This is a genomic window from Viscerimonas tarda (assembly GCF_054601255.1).
In genome coordinates, this window is sequence record NZ_BAAHWV010000020.1 from 19,964 (window position 1) to 45,828 (window position 25,865).

Below are 25,865 nucleotides of genomic sequence, written 5' to 3' on the forward strand. Positions count from 1 at the left end.
TTCCTCCTTCTTATTTCAAATTCGTCTTCTCTTTCGACTTCCGTATTTGTTTTTCCAAGGCTTCTACACCCATATCTACGGCCTCTTCAAATGTGTCGGCTATTTTGCTTGCAAAAAACTCGCTGCTTTTTGCAAGTAGCTTTATCGAAACTTCCTTGTTGTTGGCGGTTTCGGGTTTCACCACTTTTAGTGTAACTTCGGCTTCGATAATTCCATCGGAATATTTTTCGAGCTTAGAGACTTTTTTCTGAATAAAATCTGTCAACTTTTCTGCGGCATCAAAATGAATTGCCTGAATTCTTATTTCCATATTTACCTCCTTTTTTACGCTCTTGGATGAGCTTTTTTATAGATCATTTTTAATTCTTCGAATGAAGTATGTGTATAAACTTCGGTAGATGCCAGGCTCGAATGCCCCAACAATTCTTTTACGGCGTTCAGCTCGGCGCCATTATTCAACATGCCCGTCGCAAACGAGTGGCGCAGAACGTGGGGACTTGCCTGTTCCAATGTCGGGATGTATTGGAGGGCGGCGCGTACAATCCGGTAAACCAGCGCCGGATAAACAGCTTCCCCATTTTCTTTAACAAAGAAGTAGCCCGAAGGGTTTTGTACCAGTTCATTTCTTTTTTCGATGTATTCTTCCAGCAGTTTTTTTGTGCCCTCGCCAAAAGGGATTATTCGTTGCTTGTTCCTTTTTCCGGTAACGCGTATCTGATTGGCCGGGAGTTCTACGTCTTCGTCCTTCAAGCCGATAAGTTCGGCTCTTCGCATTCCGGTTACATAAAACAGCTCAATAATTGTATGATCGCGGCACGATTCAAAATCGTCGGACGGCTGTTCGTCATCCAAAACCTGCTCCATATCGCGGTAATTGACGAACGAAGGCAAAGGCTTTTTCATTTTGGGCCCTACGATTTTTTTCATCGGGTTTGCCGACAGTTCGCCTATCCGCACCAAATAGCGGTAGAACGATTTCAGTGCGCTTAACTTCCGGTTGACGGTGCGTGCCGTTATGCCCGATTCCATCAGCGAGGCAATCCACATCCGCACCACATCTCCGTCAATATCCAGCAACGACAGGCTTTCCGAATGAGACTTCAAAAACTCCTCAAACTGGCTGAGGTCTTTAGAATAAGAAATCCCCGTATGTAAAGAGTAATTCTTTTCATAACGGAGATAACTTAAATATTTTTGAATTATCGTCATCCTTTGAAGCTATTCTATTGGATAACGAAAATAGGGCTTTTTTTTCTTAAAAGCAAGAAATTAGTCTTCTATTCTGTTCAGTTTTTGAACATAAGCAGCATGTATTTTCTGCTTTCTGTTTGTAACTGACGGTTTTTCAAAGGCTTGACGGCGTCTTAATTCTTTTACAATTCCTGTTTTTTCGTATTTTCTTTTAAATTTTTTCAAGGCTTTTTCTATATTTTCGCCTTCTTTAATTGGTACAATAATCATAATTATGGTTGTTTCTTAATTTGTTTTCTAAATTTATTAATCAATTTCTTAATTCTGTGTTTAATTAAACAACTAGCCACAAACCTTCCCAAGGCTCGTGAATCATTTTATTATGCTGATATTTAAGCTACGTTTTAATCAAACCTCCCTCCTGTTTCGGGCTGCAAATTTAAAACTTAATTATTAATACGACAAGTTGTTATTGATTATTTTTCGAGATTTTATCAATTTAGCTTGTTATTCGCCTGTTTGAGCGAGGTTAATTTGCAAACATCGCGGCTTCTGCACCTCTACAAAACCTAGAGATAAGTATTTTTGAACGCAAATTACGCAGATTACGCAAATTTACACAAATAAGCCATTATATATTTCCTTATCTAATTGAATTTCAATAATAAATAATTTGCGTAATCTGCGTAATTTGCGTTCTTTTGAAACAGTCTCTACACGGAACCTTAAACCCTGACTTTCACCACAATCTTCAAAACGGCGCCTTCGCCTACGCAGGGTGCGTGTCCGTCTTCGGGGAAGAAGATGGCGAAATTGCCCGGTTCGAGGTTGAAATAGGTTTTTGGTTTGTCGTCGAAAAACTGGATGTCTTTTTCGGTATTGTATGGAGCCGATTCTTGCGCCAGTTCGTTACGGCCAATCCAGCCAAAACCTTCGGCTTTTGATACCGGCAGTTGTATGTCGATGTAGTTGTTATGCACTTCCAGCTTGGCATTTTCTTTGGTCTTTAAATTGCTGTTGCTGATAGACACATATAAATCGGCGCCTTCGAGTTGGATTTTACCGGCTTCTATTTTCGAGAAATCAAGCGATTTCAGGTAATCGAACGCTTTTTTAAAAAGCGGGTTGAGTTGCTCGTACTGAGCCGAATTTTTCAAGTGATCAATAATCATGGTTCTTTATTTATGCTGTTAATACAATTGTGTAACAAAGGTAAAACAATAAATACAAATCGAAACAACCGTTCAAATTATTTCAATTATAATGGCCGTTTTTTTTATTAAAATAATTGTAATGTTGTTAAATCTGAAAACAGATGGGTTTTGGTATATAAAAAACTATTACCTTTGTGGCGTTATTTAGGTAATTTATTAATACTTTAAAAAGATTTAGGTTATGGCAGTATTTGAAGAAAAAATCGGAACAAATGCAGGAACCGTATGGGCTTACTTGAGTGAATCGGGAAAGAAAAGCCTGAAAGAAGTGAAAAAAGCTAGCAAACTAACAGAAAAAGACCTCTACGCCTCATTAGGTTGGTTGGCTCGCGAAGGTAAAATCAGTGTTACGGAATCGGCAGAAGACATTTTTGTCGAGCTTGCTTAAGGAAATTTAGACACATAGATTAAAAGGTAATGGCGCATAAATGAAGCTATTACCTTTTTTTAATTAGCAAATTCGTTAATTAACCCGGGTTCGATATAAGCGCAAACGCATGAAAAATTTAGTACTACTGTTACGAATGAGATTCCTCCCTTTGGTCGGAATGACTCGCCTGTTAGTGGTTTAAAGGGGTAGGAAGTGGCGGCTTTGCCGCCACTTCCCCATCCCCTCTCCCAAAAAGGAGGCAGTCATTCCGACCAAAGGGAGGAATCTCCTGCTCATATCAGCCACTTTACCGAAAGGCATAAGCCGTAAAATTTTTCATGCGTTTGCCCTAGGTATAGTCCGTTAGGACTTGCATATCAATAGAAAAACATTACACAACCAACCTGAACGCCGTAGGTGTTCAACCCGCTACGGGGTTGTCGGAACTTGTCTGATCTATTTTCTATTGATATGGATGCCCTACGGGCAAGCTAATATTCATTCTTCGTTTATTTATATCGCATTTACCAATTAACCAATTAACTAATTCACTATATTTGCAGCAGTAATAGCTAAATTAAACATCAACCAATTGAAAAATCACCATGAATTATAAAAAATTAGTCCTTGCTTTTTTTCTGTTTGCAACAGTCCTTTCGGCAACTGCAAAACCCATTAAAACACTGATAGTAACCGGCCAGAACAATCACAACTGGCAAGTGAGCCATGTGGTGTTGAAACAAATTCTGGAGAACACCGGATTGTTCATTGTGGATTTTGCCATTTCGCCCGAAAAAGGGAAGGATATGAACCATTTTATCGTTGATTTCTCGCCCTACAAACTGGTTTTGCTCGACTACAATGGCGATAACTGGCCAAAAGCTACCCGGGATGGGTTTCTGAAATATGTAAAAAAAGGGGGTGGCGTAGTTGTTTATCACGCTGCCGACAATGCTTTTACCGGTTGGAACGAGTATAACGAAATCATTGCGCTGGGTGGTTGGAATAATCGGGACGAACGTTCCGGCCCCTGGGTGTATTGGCAAGGGGGGCAATTGATTAAAGACGAATCGGCAGGACGAGGCGGCTCGCACGGAAGGGCGCATGAGTATGTCCTAACTGTCAGAAACGATAAACACCCCATAATAAAAGGACTGCCCAAACAATGGAAACACGCCACAGACGAACTCTACGACCGGATGCGTGGCCCCGGCAATATCAAAGATATGCTTTACACAGCTTATTCCGAGCCTGAGACCAATGGTTCGGGACGGGAAGAACCGCTTATTTTTACGGTCAATTATGGCAAAGCCCGCATTTTTCATATCATGCTGGGGCACGTAGGGAAGACCGCCGAAGATAATCCGGCCATGCAATGCGCCGGTTTTCAAACAATCCTGCTCCGCGGATGCGAATGGGCGGCAACAGGGAAAGTGAAACAGGCTGTTCCGGCAGATTTTCCCACAGCATCAACTGTCAGCTATCGCAAGCTGTATAAAGAAAACGGGAAATAGCTTTTCCTACAATAAGTACCCCTCGTTTCGGAGAAAAAGTTGGGGATGTTTTGTGCAAAAAATATACACTATGCCGGAGTTTATCTGCGCTTGTGTGTCTATTATTTTCCGGCGCCAGTCTCTATGGTCGCAAAAAAACCAATTTTCGACATTCCGGTCATTGAATCGGTTTTTATCGGTTATTTTTTGTTAAAATAGAAGCGCTTGTAATAATCTAATAATTTATTAATCGAAAATTAGTGATTTAATTAATCGTTCCCTCCGTTCTTTGCAGCAAAATATATTTTAATGCAATAATTTATTTATTAAACATGAAAGCGCAGTTAGTAAAGTTATTTTCTCTGATTTTAATAATCGGGTATTCTACAAATGTTTTTTCGGGCGTGCCGGAAAACAACAACAAGAAACTTATCTACAAAGAAGTTTTTGCTCCGAGCGAAGGTTTTATCAACAAGTATGAAAAGGAATTCCGACAAGAAGTATGCATCAATGGCTTGTGGGATTTTCAGGCTGTTGCCCTGCCTTCGGGTTATGTACAAGGAAAAGGGCTTGCTCCCGACCTGACGCTGCCTAAAGCGGATGCCTGGGACAAGGTGAAAATTAAAATCCCTTCTCCATGGAATATCAATTCCTACGGAAACCGCGATTTGGCCGGCCCCGACCACCGCAACTATCCTTCTTATCCCAAAGCATGGGACGATGTAAAAATGGCTTGGATGAAAAAAACGATAACCGTACCGGCCAACTGGACTAATAAGGTTATCAAACTTCATTTTGAAGCAGTATCGGGATTCACCGAAGTGTATGTAAACAACAAAAAACTGGCCGAAAACTTCGATATTTTCCTCCCTTTCGAGGTGGATATTACCGAGGTGGCAACTCCCGGACAAAGCGTTGAGGTGTTGGTGGGCGTAAGAAGCCAATCGTTGTTTGAAGACCGCTCTACGGTTGGTCGCCGGGTGATACCTGCCGGTTCGATGTGGGGTGGCCATATCATCGGTATCTGGCAAGATGTGTTCTTGTATGCGCTACCTGAAATAAATATCGAAAACATCTATGTGAAACCCCTGGTGTCGAAAAACACGCTCGAACTGGATGTTACGATACGAAACAATACCGGCAAAAAAGAAAACCTGACGCTGCAGGGAGATGTAAAAAAATGGCTCAATAAAGCGGGAACTGACGTCAATTCGGCTCCGGCGCCCAACTGGATACTGGGCGAAAAGGCGCTGACTGTTCCCGAAACAAAAATAGTACTGGAAGCTAACAATGTGCTGAAAACAACCATTCAGATTCCGGTAAAAGAAGCCGACCTGGCTCTCTGGACACCCGAAAACCCCAACCTGTATGGCCTCGTTTTGAATATTGTAAATAAAAAACAATCCGTTGATGCAAAATACGAACGCTTTGGATGGCGGGAATGGACGCTGCAAGGAACGCAACAATGCCTGAACGGTAAACCCTACGAATTGAAAGGCGATTCATGGCACTTCCAGGGTGTTCCTCAGTTGACCAGAAGGTATGCATGGGCTTGGTTTACAGCTATCAAAGGCATGAATGGCAATGCCGTAAGGCCTCATGCTCAGGTATATCCAAGCTTCTATTTGGATGTGGCCGACGAAATGGGTATTTGCGTTCTTGACGAAACAGCCAACTGGGCAAGCGATGGCGGCCCCAAAATGGACTCGCAAAAATTCTGGGATACCAGCAAAGACCACTTGCGCCGTTTTGTGCTACGCGACAGAAACCACGCTTCGGTTTTCGGCTGGAGTATCAGTAACGAAAATAAACCGGTTATCCTGCACGTTTACAACAAGCCCGAATTGATGGAACCTCAAAAACAGGCCTGGATAGACTGGCGCGACATTGTCAGAGAAAACGACCCTACCCGTCCCTGGATTTCGGCAGACGGCGAAGATGACGGAGACGGTATTCTGCCCGTAACCGTAGGCCACTATGGCGACATCAACTCGATGAAGCGCTGGGTTGAAATTGGTAAACCCTGGGGTATCGGCGAACACAGTATGGCCTATTACGGAACCCCCGAACAGGTATCGAAATACAATGGCGAAGAGGCTTACGAATCGCAACTGGGGCGCATGAAAGGACTTGCATACGAATGCTATAACCTGATTGCCAATCAACGGAAAATGAATGCCTCCTATTCTACCGTATTCAATATGGCATGGTATGCGCTCAAACCGCTTCCTTTCGGCAAAAAAGACCTCACTACAACGCCTTCTCTGACAGAAGATGGTATATTCTTTACCGATTACAAAGAGGGTGTTCCCGGTGTACAACCCGAACGCGTAGGGCCTTATTGCTCGACATTCAACCCCGGATACGACCCCAGTTTACCGCTTTATGCTACTTGGCCGATGTACGAGGCCATGAAAGCGGCCAATGCTCCCGGAGGCCCGGCTTGGTCGGAATGGGCAAACACACCCGGACCGGACTACGGTAAAAACAAAACCGATGTAGCTCCTCAAAAAACATACAGCGCTATTGTGTTTATCGGAAGCGAGGATTCAAAAGTAAAAAGTATATTCGATAAGGAAGGCGTTAAATTCTCGACAAAAGTAACGGCTCCACAATCCACCTTATATATTATAGACGGAAGCGCTCCACTGAAAGCCGAAGACGAAAAAATATTGACCCTGAATACGGGAAAAGGCGCCGACATTTGGATATGGGGCATCGTTCCGCAGACAATTGTCAGCTACTACAAACTGTTGCCGTTGTCGCTTAAGCTCGAAGACAGGGCTATATCGTCATTCCTTCCGGTTTCAAAATCGTGGACAAGAGGATTGAACAATTCCGACTTCTATTTCGTTGAGCTTCAGAACACCGATGCTTCCAAGTACGGCTTGGCGGGAGACCTCGTTAACGAAGGCGAAGTGTTGTTGAACGCTTGTAACACCGATTGGCGGAAATGGAACAAAAGACCCGAAGAAATCAAAACGGCCTCAACTGTCCGTGGCGAAATAGAAAACAAGGGAGCAGCGCCTGCTTTTATCAAATACCAAAACGGAAATTCAAGCATCTATGTAAGTACCTTGACCGAATTTGTTAACTCCGAAAAAGGATTTACAACGTTATCCAAAATTTTGGTTAACGCAGGTATTCCTTTCGAGAAGGTGGACGTATCCAGTGCGGATATATTCTTCCTTCGCGACGATAAACTGCAATTCCCGGCCGGAGCAAAAGCTAAATTCCAAAAAGCAGCCGACGGCACATTGAAACTTGACGTTTGGGTGTGGAGCCCCCGCCCATTGGACGATTTATTGATAGAACCGAATATGCCGAAACTCGATTTGCAGATTGAAGCAAAAGAGAGCAAACTGCTGGTCAACGGTAAAAGCGTAGATAAATTCGACAAGTCCCGAAAAGAATATGTTTACAGGGAATTGCCCTTGCAACAAGGCTGGAACCACCTTGTGCTGACAATTGCCGAAGGCGACAGAGGCCCATTTTGGGGATACTTCAAGTGCGACAACAGAAAAGAATTTCTGCCTCTGCTGAAAAATACACTCACTGACCCTGAGGCTAAATAGTTCCTGCGGAACTGTTTTTCGGATGGTATAAAAAACGAGGCTTTAATGGCCTCGTTTTTTTTATTGCTCACCAGCAGACTCTTCTATGTTTAAGTATAATTTAAACAGGAAAGAATTTTATTTGCTCCTACCAACAACAAAAAACTGTCATTGCGGGTCGGAGCCCGCAATGACAATATTGTAGAAACGTGGCGCGCCACGTCTGTTTGTGTAAATTCGCGTAATTTGCGTAATTTGCGTTCTTCTCGTGTTCGACTATTTACCCCCATATTTCCGGCATGTTCCCTGTTCACCAGCTTCTGCCGGCTCCGCCGCCACCAAATCGTCCGCCGCCACCGCCGCTGAATCCGCCGCCAAAACTACCGCCGGTCCTTCTTCCGCCACCGCCCATTGAAATTGGCGGAAAAAATCCGCCCCTGCCATTTCCCGATGAACTGTTTCCTCTACCTCTTCCTTTCCGGTTGAAGATGAAAAAGAGGAGTACGAGAAAAATAATTGCTTCAATACAACCCCACACTTCGGTAGAAGATTCATCGGCATCCGCCTCGAATTGTCCCGACAGGTAGGCTATCATTGCTTCAATGGCTGCCTTTGTTCCGCCATAATAGTTATCTTCCATAAAATATGGAAGCATATACTGGTCGATGATGCGCCCGCAACGGGCATCCGTCAACACCGGTTCCAGTCCGTAGCCGGTAGCTATAAACACCTGACCTCTTGCATTTCCTATGCGGGGTTTTATCAGGATAACGGCGCCGTTGTCTTTTCCTTTTTGCCCAACTCCCCATTTTTCGCCAAGCCGGGTGGCATAATCGGATACATCGTATCCTTCCAAGTTGGAGACGGTAACCACGTATATCTGTGTGGAGGTGGTATCGTTGTAGTTACGAAGCATTTGCTCCAAGTCATTCCGGCCTTTATCGCTGTATATGCCTGCAAAATCGTTGACCAGGCGCGGTGGCGACATCGGGTCGGGTATGTTTTGCCCATGCAGCAAGCAAGTGGCAAATAACAGGAGTAAAACGAGATGATACTTCATAGCGTAATGAATGAACCGGTTCAAAATTCTACTTTGGGCGCCGTTTGACTTGCCTGGTCGGCTTCAAAATAGGGTTTCTGCTCAAAATCGAACCAACCTGCATAAATTACTTGCGGAAATTTGCGGATATATTGGTTATACTCTTTTGTGGCTTCGTTAAATTTATTGCGTTCGACCGAAATACGGTTCTCGGTACCTGTCAACTCGTCTTGCAATGCCATGAAATTGGTGTTTGCCTTCAGCTCGGGATAGGCTTCGCGCACCACCATCAACCGGCTCAAAGCGCTACTCAGTTCGCCTTGTGCCTGTTGGAATTTCTGTAAATTTTCGGAAGTCAGTTGGTTGGCATTGATATTGATAGCCGATACTTTTGAACGTGCTTCGGTTACTGCCGTAAGGGTTTGTTGTTCGTGCGCCGCATATCCTTTTACGGTTGCCACCAAATTAGGAACAAGATCGGCACGCCGTTGGTAGGCATTTTGCACTTGCGCCCATTGCGATGTTACCGCTTCTTGCTTTTCCACCATGGTGTTATACGAACAGCCGGATAATATTACAGACGTAAAAACGGCCAGTAATAATGTGATTTTTGAAGGTTTCATTTTTATCATAATGTGTTAGTGATACAGTCTATTAAAACAAGTAACTTATAAAAATTGTTTCTTTATTTATTCTTTTCTTGAGATGCGACTTACAAAATGATGTAAATAGCCATAATATGGCATACGCTTCCACCAAGCACAAAAAGGTGAAAAATGGTATGCATGTACTTTGTTTTTGCCAGCGAATAAAAAATGGCTCCAACGATGTACGAAACCCCTCCGGCTATCAGCCAATAGATGGACGACATTTGTCCCGACAACGAAAGCGTCTCGGTAAGGGGCTTGAATGCCACAAAAATGCTGGCTCCCATAACAACAAAACAGACGGTTTCGAGGTAGCTGTGCTTCTTCAATTTTCGGAAGCTAACTATCAGTCCTGCAATTGCCGCCAACCATATAAATGCGAAAAGCGACCAGCCCCAAAGACCTTCTTCACGAAGCACAATGAGCGTAAAAGGGACGTATGTTCCCGCAATGTGGCAGTAAATGGCGCTATGGTCGAATTTACGAAGCAGGGCTTTTCTTTTTTCATCGGTGCAAGCATGGTACCATGTAGAGCTTACATAAGACGACAACATGCCAAACAAATAGACAATGACACTGGCAACAGCCCAAGGATTCCCACTTTTTTGAGCGGTATGCAACAGAATGGCTCCGGCCACAATGCCCAGTAAAATACCGGCGCCATGCGATAAAGCATTGGCCATTTCTTCGTTTCGACTGTAGGTACGGATGCGTAGTGTCATATGTATATTTATAATCGCGTAAAAGTACGAAAAAAATGAAGAATAACAATATTAGTGCAAATAGTGGATGTCGGCATCAGGTTAGCACACAGATTGCACCGAATATACAGATTAACACGGTTTATATTTTTAATATATGTTAGATTTTCAGTATTATACAAATAATAGAAACTTATAGACCTGTTACATTTCTGGCATAAGCAGTAAAATTTTTACTGCTTATGCCTTTCGGTAAAGTTGCTGATATGAGCAGGAGATTCCTCCCTTTGGTCGGAATAACTGTCTCCTTTTGAGTAGAGGGGATGAGGAAGCGGCGGCGAAGCCGCCGCTTCCTCATCCTTTAAACCGCCGATAGGCGAGTCATTCCGACCAAAGGGAGGAATCTCATTCGTAACAGTGGTTCTAAAATTTTTCAAGGTTTGCCCTGAATTATATCCAGCCGAATGTTGTATTTTATCACTTATTTATGAACAAAAACTCTAAATACAGCTGTTTTGTCAATCTAATTCTATAACTTTATGGCCTCTATTGTATTCAGCTAATAAGTAATCGAATTTTATTGAACAACCATGAAAATCTTAAAGTATTTATTTTTTGTCCTGGCATCATTTATTTCTATTTCGATGCCACTAAACGCTCAAAACGGTCATTCACATTTCGTTCATCCCGGAATTGACCAAACGAAAGCCGACCTCGATTTTATGAAACAACAGGTTCTTCTCGGAAAAGAGCCTTGGAAAAGCGCTTTTGACAAGTTGAAGGAAAAAACTTCCCTCGATTATGTTATTCAAACCGAGCCCCACATCATACAAGGGGCGTACGGAAAACCCGACATCGGCGGAAAACTGATGAGCAGCGCCGGCGATATGGCCTACAATTGCGCCCTTGTCTGGTACATAACAGGCGATAAGGCTTATGCGCAAAAGGCGATAGAAATAATGAACGCCTGGTCGTCGGGGATATGGGATTTTGACGATAACAATGCCAAGCTGCTTGTCGCTCTTTCGGGGCAAGTGTATTGCAATGCTGCCGAAATTATTCGTTACAGCAATGCCGGATGGCAACAGAAAGACATCGACTCGTTTTCCAATATGCTCAGCTCGGTATTTTATCCGGTGATACGATTTTATTTCCCCGAGGCGAACGGTAACTGGAACGGCGCTATTGAGCGCACCATTATGGCAATTTCGGTATTTACCGACAATCGCAAAATGTTCGACAATGCCGTTCATAATTACCTGTACGCCTCCTACAATGGAAGTATTCTGAAATATGTGTATCCCAGCGGTCAATGTCAGGAATCAATACGCGATCAGGGGCATGTGCAGATGGGTTTGCGCGAATTTGCCGGAGCTGCCCGCATCGCTTACTCGCAAGGCGTCGATTTGTGGTCGGTAGCCAACAACCGCCTGGCCTTGGGCTTTGAATATACCGCTCAATACATGGTTGACAAAGCGCCTTTCGCCTACGGAAAAATATCGGAATTGAGCAAGAAACTGAATGACGATTATGAATTTGCATACCGTCATTATGCCGCGTCGGGGCTGGAAATGAAATATACAAAAATCGCCGCCGACTCCATACGCCCGCAGAGCAGTCGCAATGCCCTTACAGCCTGGCGCGCGCCCAATACGGTTCCGGTTAAATATAGCGGGAAACCAAGGGCGGAAGGATTAGCTTCTCCGGCGGGTGCGCTGTTCAACGCCACGGCTACCGCACCGGCAGGGTCAATCGTTGTCAATCCGGGCGAATCGGTTCAGGAGGCATTGAATAAGGCTGCCGGTACCGGAAAATGGGTGGTATTGAAAAAAGGCGTTCATTCGCTCTCCGAATCGCTGGTCATTCCAAGCAATGTAACTTTGGCCGGAGAGGGCCGCGAAACTATCATCCACAATGGTGGAGGCGCCGTTAACCGGATGCTGATAAATGAAGATGAAAACCTGCACAATGTAACCATCCGCGATTTACTTATCGAAGGCTCGCGCAACACGGTTCAAATTGCCATTGACCCGAATACCGACCGTATCAACCGCTTATATAAAGGTGTGCCTCGAAGTACCGGTATTATTTTCCTCTCTAAAAAAGACGGGCAGATGAAAGACCTGGTTCTCCAGAATATAACGGTACAGAATGCCTCGTTGAACGGTATTTATATTAGTGGCGCCGGAAATATAAGCATTAAATCCTGCGATTTCACCGACAACGGCTCGGGGATAGTACCGGGGCCTCGACATCACCACAATGTGCTCTTGGCGCATGTTATCGGCGCAAGAATAGAGGGCAGCCGCTTTGTCGCTTCGCCCATGGGATGCGGCATATCGTTGGACAGGGATAAAAATATAACTATTCTCGATTGCGAAATGGCGCGGAACGACTGGTATGGCATCAAAATGATCGGCTCGGATAATATCACCGTATCGGGTTGTTTAATCGAAGCCAATAGCAACGGAGGCTTTCTTGCCGAATACCTGGGGGTGGTAAACAGTAATATTGTTGTGAAAAACAGCACGATTCAATACAATAACGGATACGGTATAGAGTCGTATGCCACATCAAATTTCAGGTTGGCGGGCAATAAACCGCTTACAGGCAATGGCGGAATAAAATCTACTCAGGAGCATATTACAGCCGAGAAGAGAGTGATTATGGAGTAAATGAGTTTGGATAATTATAGTGTAAGGGGGCTGTGCCAAAAGTCTGTCATCCCGTACTTGACACGGGATCTCCTAACAAACATCAGCTGAATGTCAGGAGATTGCGGGTCGGATCCCGCAATGACAAGCTCAGAAAAAGGCTTTTGATACAGCTCCCTTATTTGGGTATCTCTTTCATTTGTTTAGGTATTCGCCAAAAACAACCTGAAGAATGGGTCTGTAATGAAGTATTCGCCATTCATCTTTTCGATTGTTCCATCCATAATCAGCCCTTTTACTGCCCGTTGAAGCGTAGTAGATCCCGGTAAACGATGGCTGGTAATGTAAGTAGTAGAGAATATGTTTTTGCCATTTACCGTTAAAGCTTGCAGCAACCGCTTCTTGCTTTGCGACTGATTATCAAACAATTCCAAGTAATAGTCGTTTTTAAGTATTAATAGTCGTTTGGCGCAATCATCTACAATTTCTTTGGTAACCGTTTGCAAATTATTCACCATATATTGCCATATCTCGGCAGCCATCATCTGAATATAATGAGGAATATTCGCCGCCACAGAGATGATGTATTGAGCAGTCTCGGTATCAAGAGTGATTGACGAAGCAGCAAATTTGCGTTGCAGGTAGTCTATGGTATCTTTCTCGGGTAACGGGCCAATGGACATTTGCGATGCGGCGTTGTAAAAAGCTCTTTTTTTGTCGTTGAACAATTCTTTCAGTAAATGGGTTTTACTTCCGAAGAACAGGTAGTTTGTGGTGCGTTGCTGTTGAATCTTACTTCGTAGCAAGCCCTCGAAGTTGATACCGCTTAGCTTTTCTACTTCCTGAAATTCGTCAAAGAACACAAGCGCTCGCTTGTTGGCTCCGGCCATCTTTTCGGGCATATCCAGCAATTGAGAAATAAGCGTTTCGTCCACCGTAGAACCGGCAAAGTCAATAGAAAATTCAGGAATTCCCTCGGTATTGAAACTTAATAAAGGGCGGATATTTTTGACAATGGAAGCAAATGTTTGTGCAAACTTCTCCAAGTTGCTCTGCTTCGCCGACAAGGCTTTTGTATAAAGTCGAACAAAAGATTCGGGCGAGAAGACAGGCATAAAATCGAAATAGACGCAAATGAAACCTTGCTTCTCTAATTTTTCTATCGCTTTAAATACCAGTGAAGTCTTTCCAAAGCGGCGAGGGGCATAAAGCGCTAAATTGTTACCACCCGAAAGGGTTTTTTCAATGCGCTCACATTCCTCTTTGCGATCATAAAAGTTGTCGCCTCTGGCAATAGTTCCGTAACTAAAAGGGTTCATTGTTTATCTTTTTTATGTGGCAAAGTTAGTATTTTTATTTCAATTACGCAAAAATGCGTTACGCATTTTTGCGTAATCTCAAATCCACCATATCCCCCTCCCAGGGCAAACGCATGAAAATTTTTAGAACCACTGTTATGGATGAGATTCCTCCCTTTGGTCGGAATGACTCGCCTGTTAGCGCTTTAAGGGATGAGGAAGTGGCGGCGAAGCCGCCACTTCCTCATCCCCTCTCCCAAAAAGGAGACCGTCATTCCGACCAAAGGGAGGAATCTCCTGCTCCTATCAGCAACTTTACCGAAAGACATAAGCAGTAAAATTTTTCAAGGTTTGCCCTGATCCCCCTCCCATATTCCTTTCATTTTTTTACTTTTATCATCGGTTCATTGCATATTGGTACATTAGCTAATTATTTTTAGTTTTTCTTTCCTCCAACCTTAAACATTTTTAACGCCGAATAGGGTGCACGCAAGGTTTAACATTTCTATTTTTGCTACACGAAAGAAAAAGGTAAATTAATACATACTTTAATACACTAATAATACATTCATAATTATGGCGCAAATTGATATACGGGAATTGAACGAGCGGATCGAAAGTAAAAGCTCCTTTGTTAATATGCTGACGATGGGGATGGACAAGGTTATTGTCGGTCAGAAACATCTTGTCGATTCTCTTCTGATAGGTTTATTGTCGGATGGACATATTTTGCTCGAAGGGGTTCCCGGATTGGCTAAAACATTGGCAATAAAAACATTGGCTTCGTTGATTGATGCAAAATATAACCGGATACAGTTTACGCCCGACCTGTTGCCGGCTGATGTTATCGGAACAATGATATACAGCCCTAAAAACGAGGAGTTTATCGTTAAGCATGGTCCGATATTTTCGAACTTTGTGTTGGCGGACGAAATAAACCGTGCTCCGGCAAAGGTGCAGAGCGCCTTGCTGGAAGCCATGCAGGAACGTCAGGTAACGATAGGTGAAAAGACCTACAAATTGCCCCAGCCTTTCCTTGTGATGGCCACTCAAAACCCGATAGAGCAGGAAGGTACCTATCCATTGCCCGAAGCTCAGGTGGATCGTTTTATGCTGAAAGTGGTGATCAGCTACCCTAAAAAAGACGAAGAGCAATTGATTCTTCGCCAGAATATTGGCGAGGGCTACGAACAATTGAAACCGGTACTGAACTCAAACGAAATACTCGAAGCCCGCAAAGTGGTGAAGGATGTATATCTGGATGAAAAAATAGAAAAATACATTATTGATATAGTGTTTGCAACCCGCTACCCGAACGACAATGGGCTGGGTTCGCTAAAAGGAATGATTGCTTTTGGCGCTTCGCCCCGTGCATCAATCAGCTTGGCTTTGGCTTCCCGCGCCTACGCGTTTATCAAGCGCAGAGGCTATGTTATTCCCGAGGATGTGCGTGCCGTGTGCCACGATGTATTGCGCCACCGCATAGGATTAACATACGAAGCTGAAGCAAATAACACAAATTCGGATGAGATAATCAGCGAAATACTGAATAAAATTGAGGTGCCTTAAATAGTGGAGAATGAAGAACAATTCTTCACCCCCCCTCATTTTGAATAGCCAGCACATTGAGATTAGAATGGAAACCAGCGAATTATTAAAAAAAGTACGTCAAATCGAAATTAAAACGAAAGGCCTGTCGCAGAATATTTTTGCGGGAGAGTATCATTCTGCTTTCAAGGGTAGGGGGATGGCCTTTTCGGAAGTCAGGGAATATCAGTATGGAGATGATATTCGCGACATCGACTGGAACGTAACGGCCAGATACAACAAGCCTTTCATAAAAATATTTGAGGAGGAACGCGAACTGACGGTTATGCTATTGGTTGATGTTTCCGAGAGTTTGAATTTTGGTACGGTCAACTCCTTCAAACGAGATGTGGTAACGGAAATAGCTGCCACGTTGGCTTTTTCGGCTATTCAGAACAACGATAAAATAGGTGTCGTATTTTTTTCGGACAGAATCGAGAAATTTATTCCGCCAAAGAAAGGGAGGAAACATATTCTGTACATTATCAGGGAATTGATTGACTTTAAGCCGGAAGGTGAATCCACCGATCTGGCCATGGCTCTGCGGTTCCTGACCAATGCTATTAAAAAACGCTGCACCACTTTCCTTATTTCGGATTTTCTCAACACCTACGATTACGAAAATGCATTGACTATCGCCAATCGCAAGCACGATATTGTTTCGATGCAGGTGTATGACCCGCTCGAACTGGAACTTCCTGCCGTTGGTTTAATGAAGATTATTGATGCGGAAACCAAATACGAAACATGGATTGATACCTCTTCGCGCCACACGCGCAGCATGTACAGCCGCTGGTTCGAAAAGCAGGAATATTATAAATTGAAAGCTTTTACCAAGAGCCGGGTCGATAATATTTCGATAAGGACGGATGAAGATTATGTAAAAGCTCTTCTGGCCTTGTTTAAGAAAAGAAATTAAATGAAGGAAACAGGTATTCGCATGAGACATTTAATATATACAGGATTGTGTTTGATTGCTTTTTGGGGGATGACCGTGGAGGCTTACGCCCAAAAGTCATCGGCCAGAGCAACAATACAGCCGGCGGAAATTTTAATCGGGGATCAGGCGGTTATTAATCTGGAGGTTATCGCTCCCAAAGGGCGCAATATTCTGTTTCCGGCGTATCAGGATACCTTGATTACCGGAATTGAAGTTTTACAGATTTCGGCTCCCGATACGGTTATTGCCAACGAGGTGATGACCATAAGGCAGAAGTACGTTGTTACATCCTTCGATTCTACCTTGTATCACATTGCGTTTATGCCTGTTGTTGATGGCGTTGACACAATTAAATCGAACAGTTTTGGATTAAAAGTAAGTTCCCCGATTCTTCACGAGTCGGTGTTGGCTTATCTGGAAAGGCTGAATACCCAGCAAACCGATTCGATAGATTTTGCACAGTTGGCCTTGTCGGATATAAAGGATAATCTGGAGCCTCCTTTTGTTTGGCAGGACTACCTCGCTTATCTGTGGGTGGCGCTTCTTATCTTCTTGCTGCTTGTTCTTCTGGGGCTTGGCCTGTATTTTGGGCTGAGGAAAAAGAAGAAAGGCTATTTCTTCAAACCGCAGGTTATATTGCCCCCGCATGTCATCGCTATCCGGGCGCTGGATAAAATCAAATCGGAGAAAGTATGGCAACAGGGATTGGAGAAACAGTTTTATACCGAACTGACAGACGTACTCAGGGAATATATCGAAAAACGATTCTACATAAATGCGTTTGAAAAAACATCAGACGAAATTTTGGATTCCGTAAAAATATATGCCGAAGCCGATTCGGCGCTGGATAGCCTGATGCAGGCGCTTAAACTGGCCGATTTGGTTAAGTTTGCAAAATACAAGCCATTGCCCAACGAAAACGATTTGAGCCTGGTTAATTCCTACCTGTTTGTCAATCAAACAAAAATCGAACCTCCTGTTACCGACAACGTACAGGAAAACGAAGAAGACACGGATAGGGAAAGTCCGGCGCCGTTGACGAAAGCAAATACGGAGAATGAAATAAAAAAATCCTGAACACAATCTAAAGCGAATAGCTAACATATAGAAGATGGAATTTGAAAGTCCGAAATACTTATTATTATTGTTGTTGTTGATACCGCTGTTTTTGTGGTATGTATCTAAATTACGGAAGATGCAGGCCTCATTCAAAATGTCTTCGGTAGCGGCATTCGTAGGTAAATCCAAATCAATAAGAGTTTATCTGCGTCATCTCCCCTTTTTATTGCGTGCAGCAGCTATTGCGCTTGTAATAGTCGTTTTAGCGCGCCCGCAGCTGGTCAACTCGTGGGAAACATCCGAGTCGGAAGGGATTGATATTATGATGGCTTTGGACGTTTCGGGCTCGATGCTGGCGCAAGACTTTAAGCCCGACAGGTTGGAGGCAGCCAAAAAAGTTACTTCGGAGTTTATTACCGACAGGGAGAAAGACAATATAGGCTTGGTTATTTTTTCGGGCGAAAGCTTTACGCAATGCCCCTTGACCACCGACCACGGCGTGCTGCTAAGTTTGCTGAATGAAGTGAAGTACGGCATGATTGAGGACGGAACAGCCATTGGCCTGGGCTTGGCAAATGCCGTGAACAGGTTGAAAGACAGCAAATCGCAATCGAAGGTAGTGATTTTGCTTACCGATGGCTCGAACAACCGGGGACAGATAGCTCCGCTGACGGCTGCCGAATTGGCAAAATCGTATGGCATACGCGTTTATACGATAGGCGTAGGTTCGCAGGGCATGGCGCCGACACCGGTAATGACACCATACGGGCAGCGAATACAAAACATGCCCGTGGAAATTGACGAAAAAACCTTGACCGAAATTGCCGGAATTACCGGAGGAAATTATTACCGCGCCGAAAATAATCAGAAACTGGCGGAAATATACGGTGAAATAGATTCGATGGAGAAATACCTGATAAGTGTGAATAAGGTAACAAAGAAACAGGAATTGTATTTTCCGTTTGCTTTATTGGCTTTGGCTTTGGTGATTATCGAGTTAACGATCAGGCGTACGTTGTTGCGGAGTATTCCATAAATTTAGAAAAGTAAAAAATAAATTTGACTATGTTTCGATTTCAAAATCCGGAATATTTGTACTTACTGCTCATCCTGCCTTTTCTGGTGTTGGGTTTTATTTACCTGAACATCCAAAAACTGAAAGATGTGCAAAAACTGGGGACACTAATCCTCATTAAACAGCTTATGCCCGAATTGTCGCTCAAGCGTTCGTACCTGAAATTCTGGCTCACGTTTGCGGCTATTGTCTTTGGCATTATTGTTATTGCCCGTCCGCAGTTTGGGACGAAAATAGAGAAAGTGGAGCGAAAAGGGATAGAACTGGTTATTGCGATAGACGTTTCCAACTCGATGTTGGCTCGCGATATTCGACCCGACAGGCTGTCGAAAGCCAAACAAATACTGACCCGCATTATAGACGAACGGCGCAACGATAAGGTGGCCATTGTTGTTTTTGCCGGCGAAGCCTTTGTGCAGTTGCCAATGACTGCCGATAACCAGTCGGCCAAGCTCTTCCTCGAAACTATCGACCCAAGTATTGTCCCGGTGCAGGGAACGGCGATAGGTAGCGCAATAAATATAGGGATGAACAGTTTTACAAGCGATAACGATATTGACAGGGCAATGATTCTCATCACCGATGGCGAAAGCCATGAAGGAAATGCCGTAGAGATGGCCGAAGAGGCTGCCTCGCACGGGATACAGGTAAATGTGGTGGGCATAGGCTCGCCCGAAGGGGTTCCGGTGCCTGTGTCGGCAAGTAGTAATGAAAACAGGCTGGATAACGAAGGCAAAATTGTTGTATCGAAACTGAATGTAAAGATGTGCCAGGACATAGCTAAAGCCGGAAAAGGTTTGTATGTTCATGCCGATAATTCAAACGCTGCCTTAAAAAACCTTCAGGCAGAACTCGAAAAGCTGCAAAAGAAAAATTACGAAGGGGTTGCTTATTCCGAATACGACGAAAAGTTTCAGGTATTTGCCTGGGCAATGCTTATCCTTTTGTTTGTAGAGGTTTGCGTGTTTGATAAAAAGAACAGGATATTCCGAAATGTCAGGATATTTAAGTAAAGTATTTTAATTATGAAGCGAAACATAGTTGTCCTATTATTTTTTCTTGTAACAATGGCTCTTTCCGCGCAAAAAGCGGTCAGGGATTCTATTCGTTCGGGAAACAAAGCATACACGGAACAACGCTACCGGGTAGCCGAAAGTAACTACAAAGCAGCGATTGCCAAAGACCCCACATCGAAGGAAGCCGTGTATAACCTGGGGAATGCCTATTATAAGCAAAACAACTGGGATGAAGCGATAAAGGAATACCAGCAATACCTGAATGTTGAGACCGGAAATGCCAACAATATGAGCGCCGCCTGGCACAATGTCGGCACAACCATGTTGAAGAAAAAAGACCTGCAACAGTCGGCAGATGCCTACAAAAAAGCGCTGAGGCTGAATCCGAAAGACGAACAAACGAGGTATAACCTGGCCGTTGTTCAGAAAATGATTCAGGATCAGAAGGATAAAGACAAGGATAAAGACCAGGACAAAGACAAGCAAGACCAGCAGGACAAGCAGGACCAGAATAAAGACCAGCAACAAAATCAGGACAAGCAGGATCAGAAAGAAAAGAAACCTGAGAAACAGGAAAATGAGCAAATGTCGCGCGAAAGCGCCAATCAGGTATTAAAGGCGATAGAACAAGACGAAAAGGAAACGCAGGAAAAAGTAAAACAAATGAAAGCTGCGGAAAAGAAAAAACAAAACGAAGATAACAGACGACAAAATAAAGATTGGTGATTATAAATAAGAAAAGTATAAGTAAAATGCGAAAATACCTGCTTCTGATAGCGCTGTTTGCCCATGTTGTTGCAGTTTTTCCACAGGAGGTAACATTCAAGGCAAGCGCTCCGGCTGCTGTTGTAAAAGGAGAACAGTTCAGGCTTAGCTATATTCTGCGTAACGGAGAGGGGAGCAGTCCTCAATTTCCGAATGAAATGAAAGGCTTCGATGTGCTTTACGGGCCTTCGGTTTCGCGAAGCAGCAGCGTACAGATTATAAACGGAAGAACCACCTCCGACTCTTCCGAATCCTATACTTTCATACTGGTGGCGAGCGAAGAAGGCAGTTTTTCGGTACCCGCTGCTACCATTAAAGTAGATGGGAAATCATATACCTCCAATGCCCTTACAATAAAAGTATTGCCTCCCGATAAAACTCCTCAGGCTCAGGCTCAACCGGATGCCAGGGGAGGGCAAAGTTCGTCCTCGTCCGCTTCATCCTCATCCGGTTCGTCGTCAACTTCCTCCTCATCGTCCAATGCACAAAATATCAATAGCGGCGATGCATTTATCAGGCCTATTGTTACCAAGACGAAGGTGTATGAGCAGGAAGCGTTTATTATCTCGTTCAAGTTTTATACAACATTGAATGTGAGGGATATTGGTAAGATAGAATTTCCCGAATTTGAGGGATTTATGGTGGAGGAGCAAGATTTGCCCACCAACAGGCAATTGTCTTTGGAACACTACAACGGTCGCAATTATTATGCTGTGGATTTGAGGCGGAGCCTCCTGTTTCCGCAACGGTCGGGTAAAATAACCATTCCGCAGGGAAAGATTGAAATGGTTTTCTCGGTGCCGTCGGGTCGCAAGGTGCAATCGTTCTTTGGGCCGCAGGAAGTGATGGCCGATGTCAAGCGAATCCTTCAAACCAATCCCGTAATCATAGATGTTTCGCCTCTGCCGACAGGCAAGCCGGCCAACTTCTCCAATGCAGTCGGTTCGTTTAGCCTGAAATCGAGCATATCCGATACCGAAGTGAAAGCAAACGATGCCATTACCATTACGCTGAATATAGCCGGAACGGGGAACCTCAAACTGATAAAAACGCCGGAAATTAAATTCCCCACAGGTTTTGAATCCTACGACCCCAAAGTGGATAATACATTTAAGATAGTAGAAAGCGGGCTCACCGGAAGCAAAAAGATTGAGTACTTGTTCATTCCCCGCTATCCGGGCAATTATACCATTCCGGCCATCGAATTTTCGTATTTCGATCTGAAATCGAGGACATACAAAACCCTGAGATCCCCCGAATATAACCTGAAGGTGGACAAAGACCCCAATGCCGGAAATAATTCGGCGGTCAGCTACGATAATCAAAACGAAGTGAAAGTGATTCAGGATATTCGCTTCCTGAAAACGGGAAAAGCCAGCTATTCGGAAGTCAATGGCTTTTTGGTGGGTTCCTTGGGCTACGTTTTGTGGTATTTGATTCCGCTGCTGTTGTTCGTCCTGTCGTTTGTCTATTACCGTAAACTGATAGAGCAAAATGCAAACATTGCGTTGATGCGGACTAAAAAAGCGAATAAAGTGGCGACAAAACGCCTGAAGATTGCGGGCGTTCACCTGAAAGAACACAACAAAGAGAAATTTTATGAAGAAATATTGCGGGCGACCTGGGGTTATCTGAGCGATAAACTCCTGATTCCGGCAGCTGAGCTGAACAGGGACAATATTGAGCTTGAGCTGTCGAAATACGGTGTTTCCGAGGCCTTGATGTCCCGGTTTATGTACATTCTCGATACCGGCGAATTTGCGCGCTACGCTCCCTCCGAATCCGATGAAACCATGGATAAGCTATATTCCGAAACGGTGAATGCTATCAGCGAGATGGAAAGTATCATAAAAAGAAAAAAATGATTTCGCAGTTTTTAAATGATAGAAGAATGAAAAAATCAGTATATATCGTCCTATTGTTGTTCTTTGGCTCTCTGCTTCATGCGCAAACTGCATCGAATGAGGCCGTTAAAGCATATCAGGCCGAAGATTACCCGAAGGCCATTCAGCTTTTTGAGGATGAGATAAGCCGGCAAAAAGAAAAAGGTCTGGAATCGGCTGAACTGTATTACAATCTGGGAAATGCTTACTTCAGGGAGGGCGAGGTGGCCAAAGCGATATTGAATTATGAAAGGGCGCTATTGATTGACCCGGGCGATTTGGATGCACGCCACAACCTTGAATTTGCCCGCACAAAAATTGAAGATAAAATAGTAGGAGTAGATACCTTCTTCCTCCAATCGTGGTTCGACAGTATTCAGAATTTGCAGAGTTCCAATGATTGGGCAAAATTATCGGTGGCATTTTTCTTATTGTTTTTGGCTGCCTTGAGCCTGTTTTTCTTTACACGCTCGATTCTGGTGAAGAAAGTGGCATTTTATACAGGCCTTGTTTTGTTCGTATCGCTCATCTTTACCAACATCTTCTCGTCGAGGTTGAAAGACAAAATTATAGACCGGAATACCGCTGTCATCATGGCCGGTTCGGTATCTGTAAAAAGTTCGCCTGATGCCAACAGCAAGGAGCTTTTCATCCTGCATTCGGGCACAAAAGTCCAAATCAACAAAAAGGACGAATTGTGGTTTGAGATAGAAATCGACAACGGCAATGTTGGCTGGATACCCAGTAACAAACTGGAAATAATATAAGCCGGATGAGTAGCGCCGTAGAACAAATACTTCCTTACGAACGCGATGCGTTTTTGTGGCTGAACAACAGTCATACGGATTTTTGGGATGTGTTTATGATGACCTATTCGGGCAAGGTGTTGTGGATACCGCTGTGCATCGTCCTTTTAGTCAGCCTTTTTTACAAAACAAGATGGCAGCAGGCTGTGCTGTTTATCGTTTGCTTTGCCATTCTGGTTACCTTGTGCGACCAGATTTCCGCCAGCCTGATCAAGCCCTATTTTCACCGGTTCAGGCCTACGCACCATCCCGACTTTATGGATTATGTGCAGACCGTTAATAATTATAGAGGCGGGCGTTTCGGGTTTGTCTCTTCACATGCGACCAATGGTTTTGGCGTTGCCACATTCATTGCCCTTGTTTACCGGTACCGGTGGCTGACATGGAGCGTTTTTCTGTGGGCTGCCGTAAACAGTTATTCCCGTATTTATTTAGGCGTACACTTCATCAGCGATATTGCGGGGGGAATGCTACTGGGAGCGCTATTGGGATTTCTTGTTTACCTGTTGTATCAATACAGCCGTCAAAAAATACTTAAAGACTCGCCGGAGTCTCTCCAAAAGCCCGTTTATTCTTCCATGCACGGGAACATTATTGCCGCAACGATTGCTATAACAATAGCTTTTGACGCAGTTTACAGTTTATTTTAAATTTATCTGCCAAAATAATTGGTTTTCTTAAAAAGATGTACTATTTTTAGGAATCAAATATTAACCTAAAATTTTTATCATCATGACGAAGACTATAACGTTTACTGAACTTCGCAAGGTTAAAGATAGTTTGCCTGATGGAAGTATTCATAACATTGCAAACCAGTTGAACCTCTCTGTTGAAACAGTCCGAAATTATTTTGGAGGTCATAATTACAATAAAGGCGAAAGCTGTGGTATCCATCTCGAACCCGGTCCCAATGGCGGGATAGTGGCAATAGACGATACAACCATTTTGGATATAGCTTTGGGTATAATAGAAAAAAATAAAAAAGAAGCAACTGTCTAAGTTTTTCAAAAACAAAGGTTTAGACAGTTTTAAACAAGGGATTAATTGAAAGAGCTATGGACGGGAAATTGGTAACATTAGCGATTCATACACCGGAAAAAGCGCAGATTCTCAAGGCGGTTTTGGAAGGTGAGGGGATTACGGTGTCGATAGAAGAGGTCAATAATAATCAAGATTCTTTGCCGGGTGTTCGTATCAGAATCCATGAACACGACCTGGCAAAAGCGCTGAACGTAGTGGAAAACAGACACTTGTTCAGCTACGACGAACCTGAAACCTACAGAACAGATGATGGGCGGAAACGAATCTTGGTACCGGTAGACTTTTCCGAATATTCGTTGAAAGCTTGCTGCATAGCCTTTAATATGGCCAAAGAAATAAACGCAAAAGTGAAAATCCTGAACGTTTATTTCAATCCGTATTATCCAACGGCTTTGCCCATGGCCGAGGTATTTGCTTATCAGGCAAAAGAAGACGGCAGTTTTCAGAATATAATAGAGAAAGTAAGATCCGACATCAAAACGCTGTGTAATCGAATTGACGAAAAAATCGTATCGGGAGAATTTCCAGCCGTGAATTACTCGTATGTATTGCGGGAAGGCTTGCCGGAAGAAGAAATAGTGGCCTTTGCCAAAGAGTATAAGCCGGCTATGATTGTGATGGGAACCCGTGGAAAAGATCAGAAAGATGCCGATTTGATAGGTAGTGTTACTGCGGAAGTGATTGAGATGACACAGATACCTGTGCTTGCAATTCCCGAAAATACGCAATTTACGGAAATTAGCGAGGTGAAAAATATTGCGTTCCTGACTAATTTTAGTCAACGCGATTTGATTTCGTTCGACTTAATGATGAACTTCCTGAGGAACTACAAAATTAAAGTGCATCTGACGCATTTTGCCAATAAGAAAAAAGACCAATGGGACGAAATCAAGATGGAAGGGATAGGGTCTTATTTTAAAAAGAAATATCCCGAGGTGGAAACCGATTACACCTTGATTGATAGCGGTGATATGCTGGCAAGCATGGATTCGTACATTAAAAAAGCGGCAATAGACATTATCGCCTTGACAACTGCCAAACGAAACATCTTTGCGCGCATGTTCAGTCCGAGTATCTCCCGGAAAATGTTGTTTTATTCCGATACCCCTATTCTGGTTCTTAGAGGGTAAAACAATTAAAAAATGAGAATTGAGAGTTGAGAATTGAGAAAATTCTTGACTCTCCTTTGTATTATATTATTGTCGATTATTGAGTATCTTTGCTCATCAAACGTAAAGTGAAAATTATGTCAACAGCACAAATAGCACGGAAAAAGTACGATATTATTTCATGGATAACCGGACTGGAAGACAAAAAACTCATTCGGAGGCTACATCAATTAGCCATGAATCAAACAGAAGAAAACATTGTCCATCTATCGCCGGAACAAACAGAATTGCTAAAAATGAGCGATGACGATATTAAGAATGGTCGCTTAGTGTCTGAAGAAAAGCTAAATAAATTAGATGAACAATGCTTCGTTTGAGCGTATTTTGGACAGAAATAGCTGTCAGACAACGTAATTATATCTT

26 protein-coding genes are annotated in these 25,865 nt (G+C 43.5%); 17 read left to right on the forward strand and 9 right to left on the reverse strand.

Annotation, left to right across the window (positions count from 1 at the left end; genetic code table 11):
* Positions 1–10: 10 nt before the first annotated feature.
* The 4 genes from hpf to ACYPWY_RS09935 all read right to left on the reverse strand — a co-directional run bounded on the left by hpf (position 11) and on the right by ACYPWY_RS09935 (position 2,363).
* On the reverse strand, positions 11–310 hold the full coding sequence (gene hpf, locus ACYPWY_RS09920; protein ID WP_459685371.1) for a ribosome hibernation-promoting factor, HPF/YfiA family: 300 nt from the start codon (positions 308–310) through the stop codon (positions 11–13).
* Positions 311–324: 14 nt separating this feature from the next.
* Positions 325–1,209 (reverse strand): tyrosine recombinase XerC, encoded by an 885-nt coding sequence (locus tag ACYPWY_RS09925; RefSeq protein WP_459685372.1) that lies wholly within the window; start codon positions 1,207–1,209, stop codon positions 325–327.
* A 60-nt stretch (positions 1,210–1,269) separates the two neighbouring features.
* Positions 1,270–1,461, reverse strand: a complete 192-nt coding sequence (gene rpsU / locus ACYPWY_RS09930) for a 30S ribosomal protein S21 (protein ID WP_459685373.1) — start codon at positions 1,459–1,461, stop codon at positions 1,270–1,272.
* A gap of 455 nt (positions 1,462–1,916) precedes the next feature.
* The gene (locus ACYPWY_RS09935; RefSeq protein WP_459685374.1) at positions 1,917–2,363 is read right to left on the reverse strand and encodes a NanQ anomerase/TabA/YiaL family protein; all 447 of its coding nucleotides are present in this window, start codon (positions 2,361–2,363) and stop codon (positions 1,917–1,919) included.
* Between the two features lie 223 nt (positions 2,364–2,586).
* Here ACYPWY_RS09935 and ACYPWY_RS09940 point away from each other — a divergent pair, with 223 nt between their 5' ends.
* From ACYPWY_RS09940 to ACYPWY_RS09950, 3 genes are all read left to right on the forward strand, one after another.
* Positions 2,587–2,793 carry a winged helix-turn-helix domain-containing protein gene (locus tag ACYPWY_RS09940; protein WP_459685375.1) on the forward strand — a complete coding sequence of 69 codons (207 nt, stop codon included), beginning with the start codon at positions 2,587–2,589 and terminating at the stop codon, positions 2,791–2,793.
* A 587-nt stretch (positions 2,794–3,380) separates the two neighbouring features.
* The gene (locus ACYPWY_RS09945) at positions 3,381–4,289 is read left to right on the forward strand and encodes a ThuA domain-containing protein (protein ID WP_459685376.1); all 909 of its coding nucleotides are present in this window, start codon (positions 3,381–3,383) and stop codon (positions 4,287–4,289) included.
* 311 nt (positions 4,290–4,600) lie between these two features.
* Complete coding sequence (locus ACYPWY_RS09950) at positions 4,601–7,843, forward strand: glycoside hydrolase family 2 protein (RefSeq protein ID WP_459685377.1); 3,243 nt, start codon at positions 4,601–4,603, stop codon at positions 7,841–7,843.
* 289 nt (positions 7,844–8,132) lie between these two features.
* On the opposite strand, the gene ACYPWY_RS09955 is transcribed toward ACYPWY_RS09950, so the two are convergent.
* The 4 genes from ACYPWY_RS09955 to ACYPWY_RS09970 form a co-directional block, all read right to left on the reverse strand.
* Entirely contained in the window at positions 8,133–8,882 is a 750-nt protein-coding gene (locus tag ACYPWY_RS09955) for a TPM domain-containing protein (protein ID WP_459685378.1), read from the reverse strand.
* Positions 8,883–8,902: 20 nt separating this feature from the next.
* On the reverse strand, positions 8,903–9,484 hold the full coding sequence (locus ACYPWY_RS09960) for a LemA family protein (protein ID WP_459685379.1): 582 nt from the start codon (positions 9,482–9,484) through the stop codon (positions 8,903–8,905).
* Positions 9,485–9,573: 89 nt separating this feature from the next.
* Complete coding sequence (trhA, locus tag ACYPWY_RS09965) at positions 9,574–10,230, reverse strand: PAQR family membrane homeostasis protein TrhA (protein ID WP_459685380.1); 657 nt, start codon at positions 10,228–10,230, stop codon at positions 9,574–9,576.
* Between the two features lie 212 nt (positions 10,231–10,442).
* The gene (locus ACYPWY_RS09970) at positions 10,443–10,646 is read right to left on the reverse strand and encodes a hypothetical protein (protein WP_459685381.1); all 204 of its coding nucleotides are present in this window, start codon (positions 10,644–10,646) and stop codon (positions 10,443–10,445) included.
* A 153-nt stretch (positions 10,647–10,799) separates the two neighbouring features.
* On the opposite strand from ACYPWY_RS09970, the gene ACYPWY_RS09975 reads away from it, so the two are divergent.
* On the forward strand, positions 10,800–12,884 hold the full coding sequence (locus tag ACYPWY_RS09975; RefSeq protein WP_459685382.1) for an alginate lyase family protein: 2,085 nt from the start codon (positions 10,800–10,802) through the stop codon (positions 12,882–12,884).
* A gap of 182 nt (positions 12,885–13,066) precedes the next feature.
* Here the strand turns inward: ACYPWY_RS09975 and ACYPWY_RS09980 are convergent, their stop codons facing one another.
* On the reverse strand, positions 13,067–14,182 hold the full coding sequence (locus ACYPWY_RS09980; protein WP_459685383.1) for an AAA family ATPase: 1,116 nt from the start codon (positions 14,180–14,182) through the stop codon (positions 13,067–13,069).
* A gap of 113 nt (positions 14,183–14,295) precedes the next feature.
* Here ACYPWY_RS09980 and ACYPWY_RS09985 point away from each other — a divergent pair, with 113 nt between their 5' ends.
* From ACYPWY_RS09985 to ACYPWY_RS10045, 13 genes are all read left to right on the forward strand, one after another.
* Positions 14,296–14,499, forward strand: coding sequence for a hypothetical protein (locus ACYPWY_RS09985; protein WP_459685384.1), 204 nt, complete (start codon positions 14,296–14,298; stop codon positions 14,497–14,499).
* A gap of 238 nt (positions 14,500–14,737) precedes the next feature.
* Positions 14,738–15,730: an AAA family ATPase gene (locus ACYPWY_RS09990; RefSeq protein WP_459685385.1), complete on the forward strand. Its 993-nt coding sequence runs from the start codon at positions 14,738–14,740 to the stop codon at positions 15,728–15,730.
* A 67-nt stretch (positions 15,731–15,797) separates the two neighbouring features.
* On the forward strand, positions 15,798–16,667 hold the full coding sequence (locus ACYPWY_RS09995) for a DUF58 domain-containing protein (protein WP_459685412.1): 870 nt from the start codon (positions 15,798–15,800) through the stop codon (positions 16,665–16,667).
* A 21-nt stretch (positions 16,668–16,688) separates the two neighbouring features.
* Complete coding sequence (locus ACYPWY_RS10000) at positions 16,689–17,765, forward strand: hypothetical protein (protein WP_459685386.1); 1,077 nt, start codon at positions 16,689–16,691, stop codon at positions 17,763–17,765.
* Between the two features lie 34 nt (positions 17,766–17,799).
* Positions 17,800–18,783, forward strand: coding sequence for a vWA domain-containing protein (locus ACYPWY_RS10005; RefSeq protein ID WP_459685387.1), 984 nt, complete (start codon positions 17,800–17,802; stop codon positions 18,781–18,783).
* Positions 18,784–18,812: 29 nt separating this feature from the next.
* Complete coding sequence (locus ACYPWY_RS10010; RefSeq protein ID WP_459685388.1) at positions 18,813–19,835, forward strand: VWA domain-containing protein; 1,023 nt, start codon at positions 18,813–18,815, stop codon at positions 19,833–19,835.
* Positions 19,836–19,847: 12 nt separating this feature from the next.
* On the forward strand, positions 19,848–20,564 hold the full coding sequence (locus tag ACYPWY_RS10015) for a tetratricopeptide repeat protein (protein ID WP_459685389.1): 717 nt from the start codon (positions 19,848–19,850) through the stop codon (positions 20,562–20,564).
* 26 nt (positions 20,565–20,590) lie between these two features.
* Complete coding sequence (locus ACYPWY_RS10020; protein ID WP_459685390.1) at positions 20,591–22,468, forward strand: BatD family protein; 1,878 nt, start codon at positions 20,591–20,593, stop codon at positions 22,466–22,468.
* A gap of 26 nt (positions 22,469–22,494) precedes the next feature.
* Positions 22,495–23,253 (forward strand): tetratricopeptide repeat protein, encoded by a 759-nt coding sequence (locus ACYPWY_RS10025; protein WP_459685391.1) that lies wholly within the window; start codon positions 22,495–22,497, stop codon positions 23,251–23,253.
* A 5-nt stretch (positions 23,254–23,258) separates the two neighbouring features.
* Positions 23,259–23,942: a phosphatase PAP2 family protein gene (locus ACYPWY_RS10030; protein WP_459685392.1), complete on the forward strand. Its 684-nt coding sequence runs from the start codon at positions 23,259–23,261 to the stop codon at positions 23,940–23,942.
* 82 nt (positions 23,943–24,024) lie between these two features.
* Entirely contained in the window at positions 24,025–24,291 is a 267-nt protein-coding gene (locus tag ACYPWY_RS10035; protein ID WP_459685393.1) for a DNA-binding protein, read from the forward strand.
* Positions 24,292–24,347: 56 nt separating this feature from the next.
* Entirely contained in the window at positions 24,348–25,463 is a 1,116-nt protein-coding gene (locus ACYPWY_RS10040) for a universal stress protein (protein WP_459685394.1), read from the forward strand.
* Between the two features lie 116 nt (positions 25,464–25,579).
* Complete coding sequence (locus ACYPWY_RS10045) at positions 25,580–25,819, forward strand: hypothetical protein (protein WP_459685395.1); 240 nt, start codon at positions 25,580–25,582, stop codon at positions 25,817–25,819.
* Positions 25,820–25,865: the final 46 nt, after the last annotated feature.

Bases quoted from the DNA above. Each gene is read 5' to 3' on its own strand.
- ACYPWY_RS10030 (WP_459685392.1), top strand. From the start codon at position 23,259: ATGAGTAGCGCCGTAGAACAAATACTTCCTTACGAACGCGATGCGTTT.
- rpsU (WP_459685373.1), bottom strand. From the start codon at position 1,461: ATGATTATTGTACCAATTAAAGAAGGCGAAAATATAGAAAAAGCCTTG.
- ACYPWY_RS09925 (WP_459685372.1), bottom strand. From the start codon at position 1,209: ATGACGATAATTCAAAAATATTTAAGTTATCTCCGTTATGAAAAGAAT.
- trhA (WP_459685380.1), bottom strand. From the start codon at position 10,230: ATGACACTACGCATCCGTACCTACAGTCGAAACGAAGAAATGGCCAAT.
- ACYPWY_RS10015 (WP_459685389.1), top strand. From the start codon at position 19,848: ATGAAGCGAAACATAGTTGTCCTATTATTTTTTCTTGTAACAATGGCT.
- ACYPWY_RS10045 (WP_459685395.1), top strand. From the start codon at position 25,580: ATGTCAACAGCACAAATAGCACGGAAAAAGTACGATATTATTTCATGG.
- ACYPWY_RS09980 (WP_459685383.1), bottom strand. From the start codon at position 14,182: ATGAACCCTTTTAGTTACGGAACTATTGCCAGAGGCGACAACTTTTAT.
- ACYPWY_RS10025 (WP_459685391.1), top strand. From the start codon at position 22,495: ATGAAAAAATCAGTATATATCGTCCTATTGTTGTTCTTTGGCTCTCTG.
- ACYPWY_RS09950 (WP_459685377.1), top strand. From the start codon at position 4,601: ATGAAAGCGCAGTTAGTAAAGTTATTTTCTCTGATTTTAATAATCGGG.
- ACYPWY_RS10035 (WP_459685393.1), top strand. From the start codon at position 24,025: ATGACGAAGACTATAACGTTTACTGAACTTCGCAAGGTTAAAGATAGT.
- ACYPWY_RS09985 (WP_459685384.1), top strand. From the start codon at position 14,296: ATGAAAATTTTTAGAACCACTGTTATGGATGAGATTCCTCCCTTTGGT.
- ACYPWY_RS09995 (WP_459685412.1), top strand. From the start codon at position 15,798: ATGGAAACCAGCGAATTATTAAAAAAAGTACGTCAAATCGAAATTAAA.
- ACYPWY_RS10040 (WP_459685394.1), top strand. From the start codon at position 24,348: ATGGACGGGAAATTGGTAACATTAGCGATTCATACACCGGAAAAAGCG.
- hpf (WP_459685371.1), bottom strand. From the start codon at position 310: ATGGAAATAAGAATTCAGGCAATTCATTTTGATGCCGCAGAAAAGTTG.
- ACYPWY_RS10005 (WP_459685387.1), top strand. From the start codon at position 17,800: ATGGAATTTGAAAGTCCGAAATACTTATTATTATTGTTGTTGTTGATA.
- ACYPWY_RS09935 (WP_459685374.1), bottom strand. From the start codon at position 2,363: ATGATTATTGATCACTTGAAAAATTCGGCTCAGTACGAGCAACTCAAC.
- ACYPWY_RS09960 (WP_459685379.1), bottom strand. From the start codon at position 9,484: ATGAAACCTTCAAAAATCACATTATTACTGGCCGTTTTTACGTCTGTA.
- ACYPWY_RS09975 (WP_459685382.1), top strand. From the start codon at position 10,800: ATGAAAATCTTAAAGTATTTATTTTTTGTCCTGGCATCATTTATTTCT.
- ACYPWY_RS09945 (WP_459685376.1), top strand. From the start codon at position 3,381: ATGAATTATAAAAAATTAGTCCTTGCTTTTTTTCTGTTTGCAACAGTC.
- ACYPWY_RS09955 (WP_459685378.1), bottom strand. From the start codon at position 8,882: ATGAAGTATCATCTCGTTTTACTCCTGTTATTTGCCACTTGCTTGCTG.
- ACYPWY_RS10000 (WP_459685386.1), top strand. From the start codon at position 16,689: ATGAGACATTTAATATATACAGGATTGTGTTTGATTGCTTTTTGGGGG.
- ACYPWY_RS09990 (WP_459685385.1), top strand. From the start codon at position 14,738: ATGGCGCAAATTGATATACGGGAATTGAACGAGCGGATCGAAAGTAAA.
- ACYPWY_RS09940 (WP_459685375.1), top strand. From the start codon at position 2,587: ATGGCAGTATTTGAAGAAAAAATCGGAACAAATGCAGGAACCGTATGG.
- ACYPWY_RS10020 (WP_459685390.1), top strand. From the start codon at position 20,591: ATGCGAAAATACCTGCTTCTGATAGCGCTGTTTGCCCATGTTGTTGCA.
- ACYPWY_RS10010 (WP_459685388.1), top strand. From the start codon at position 18,813: ATGTTTCGATTTCAAAATCCGGAATATTTGTACTTACTGCTCATCCTG.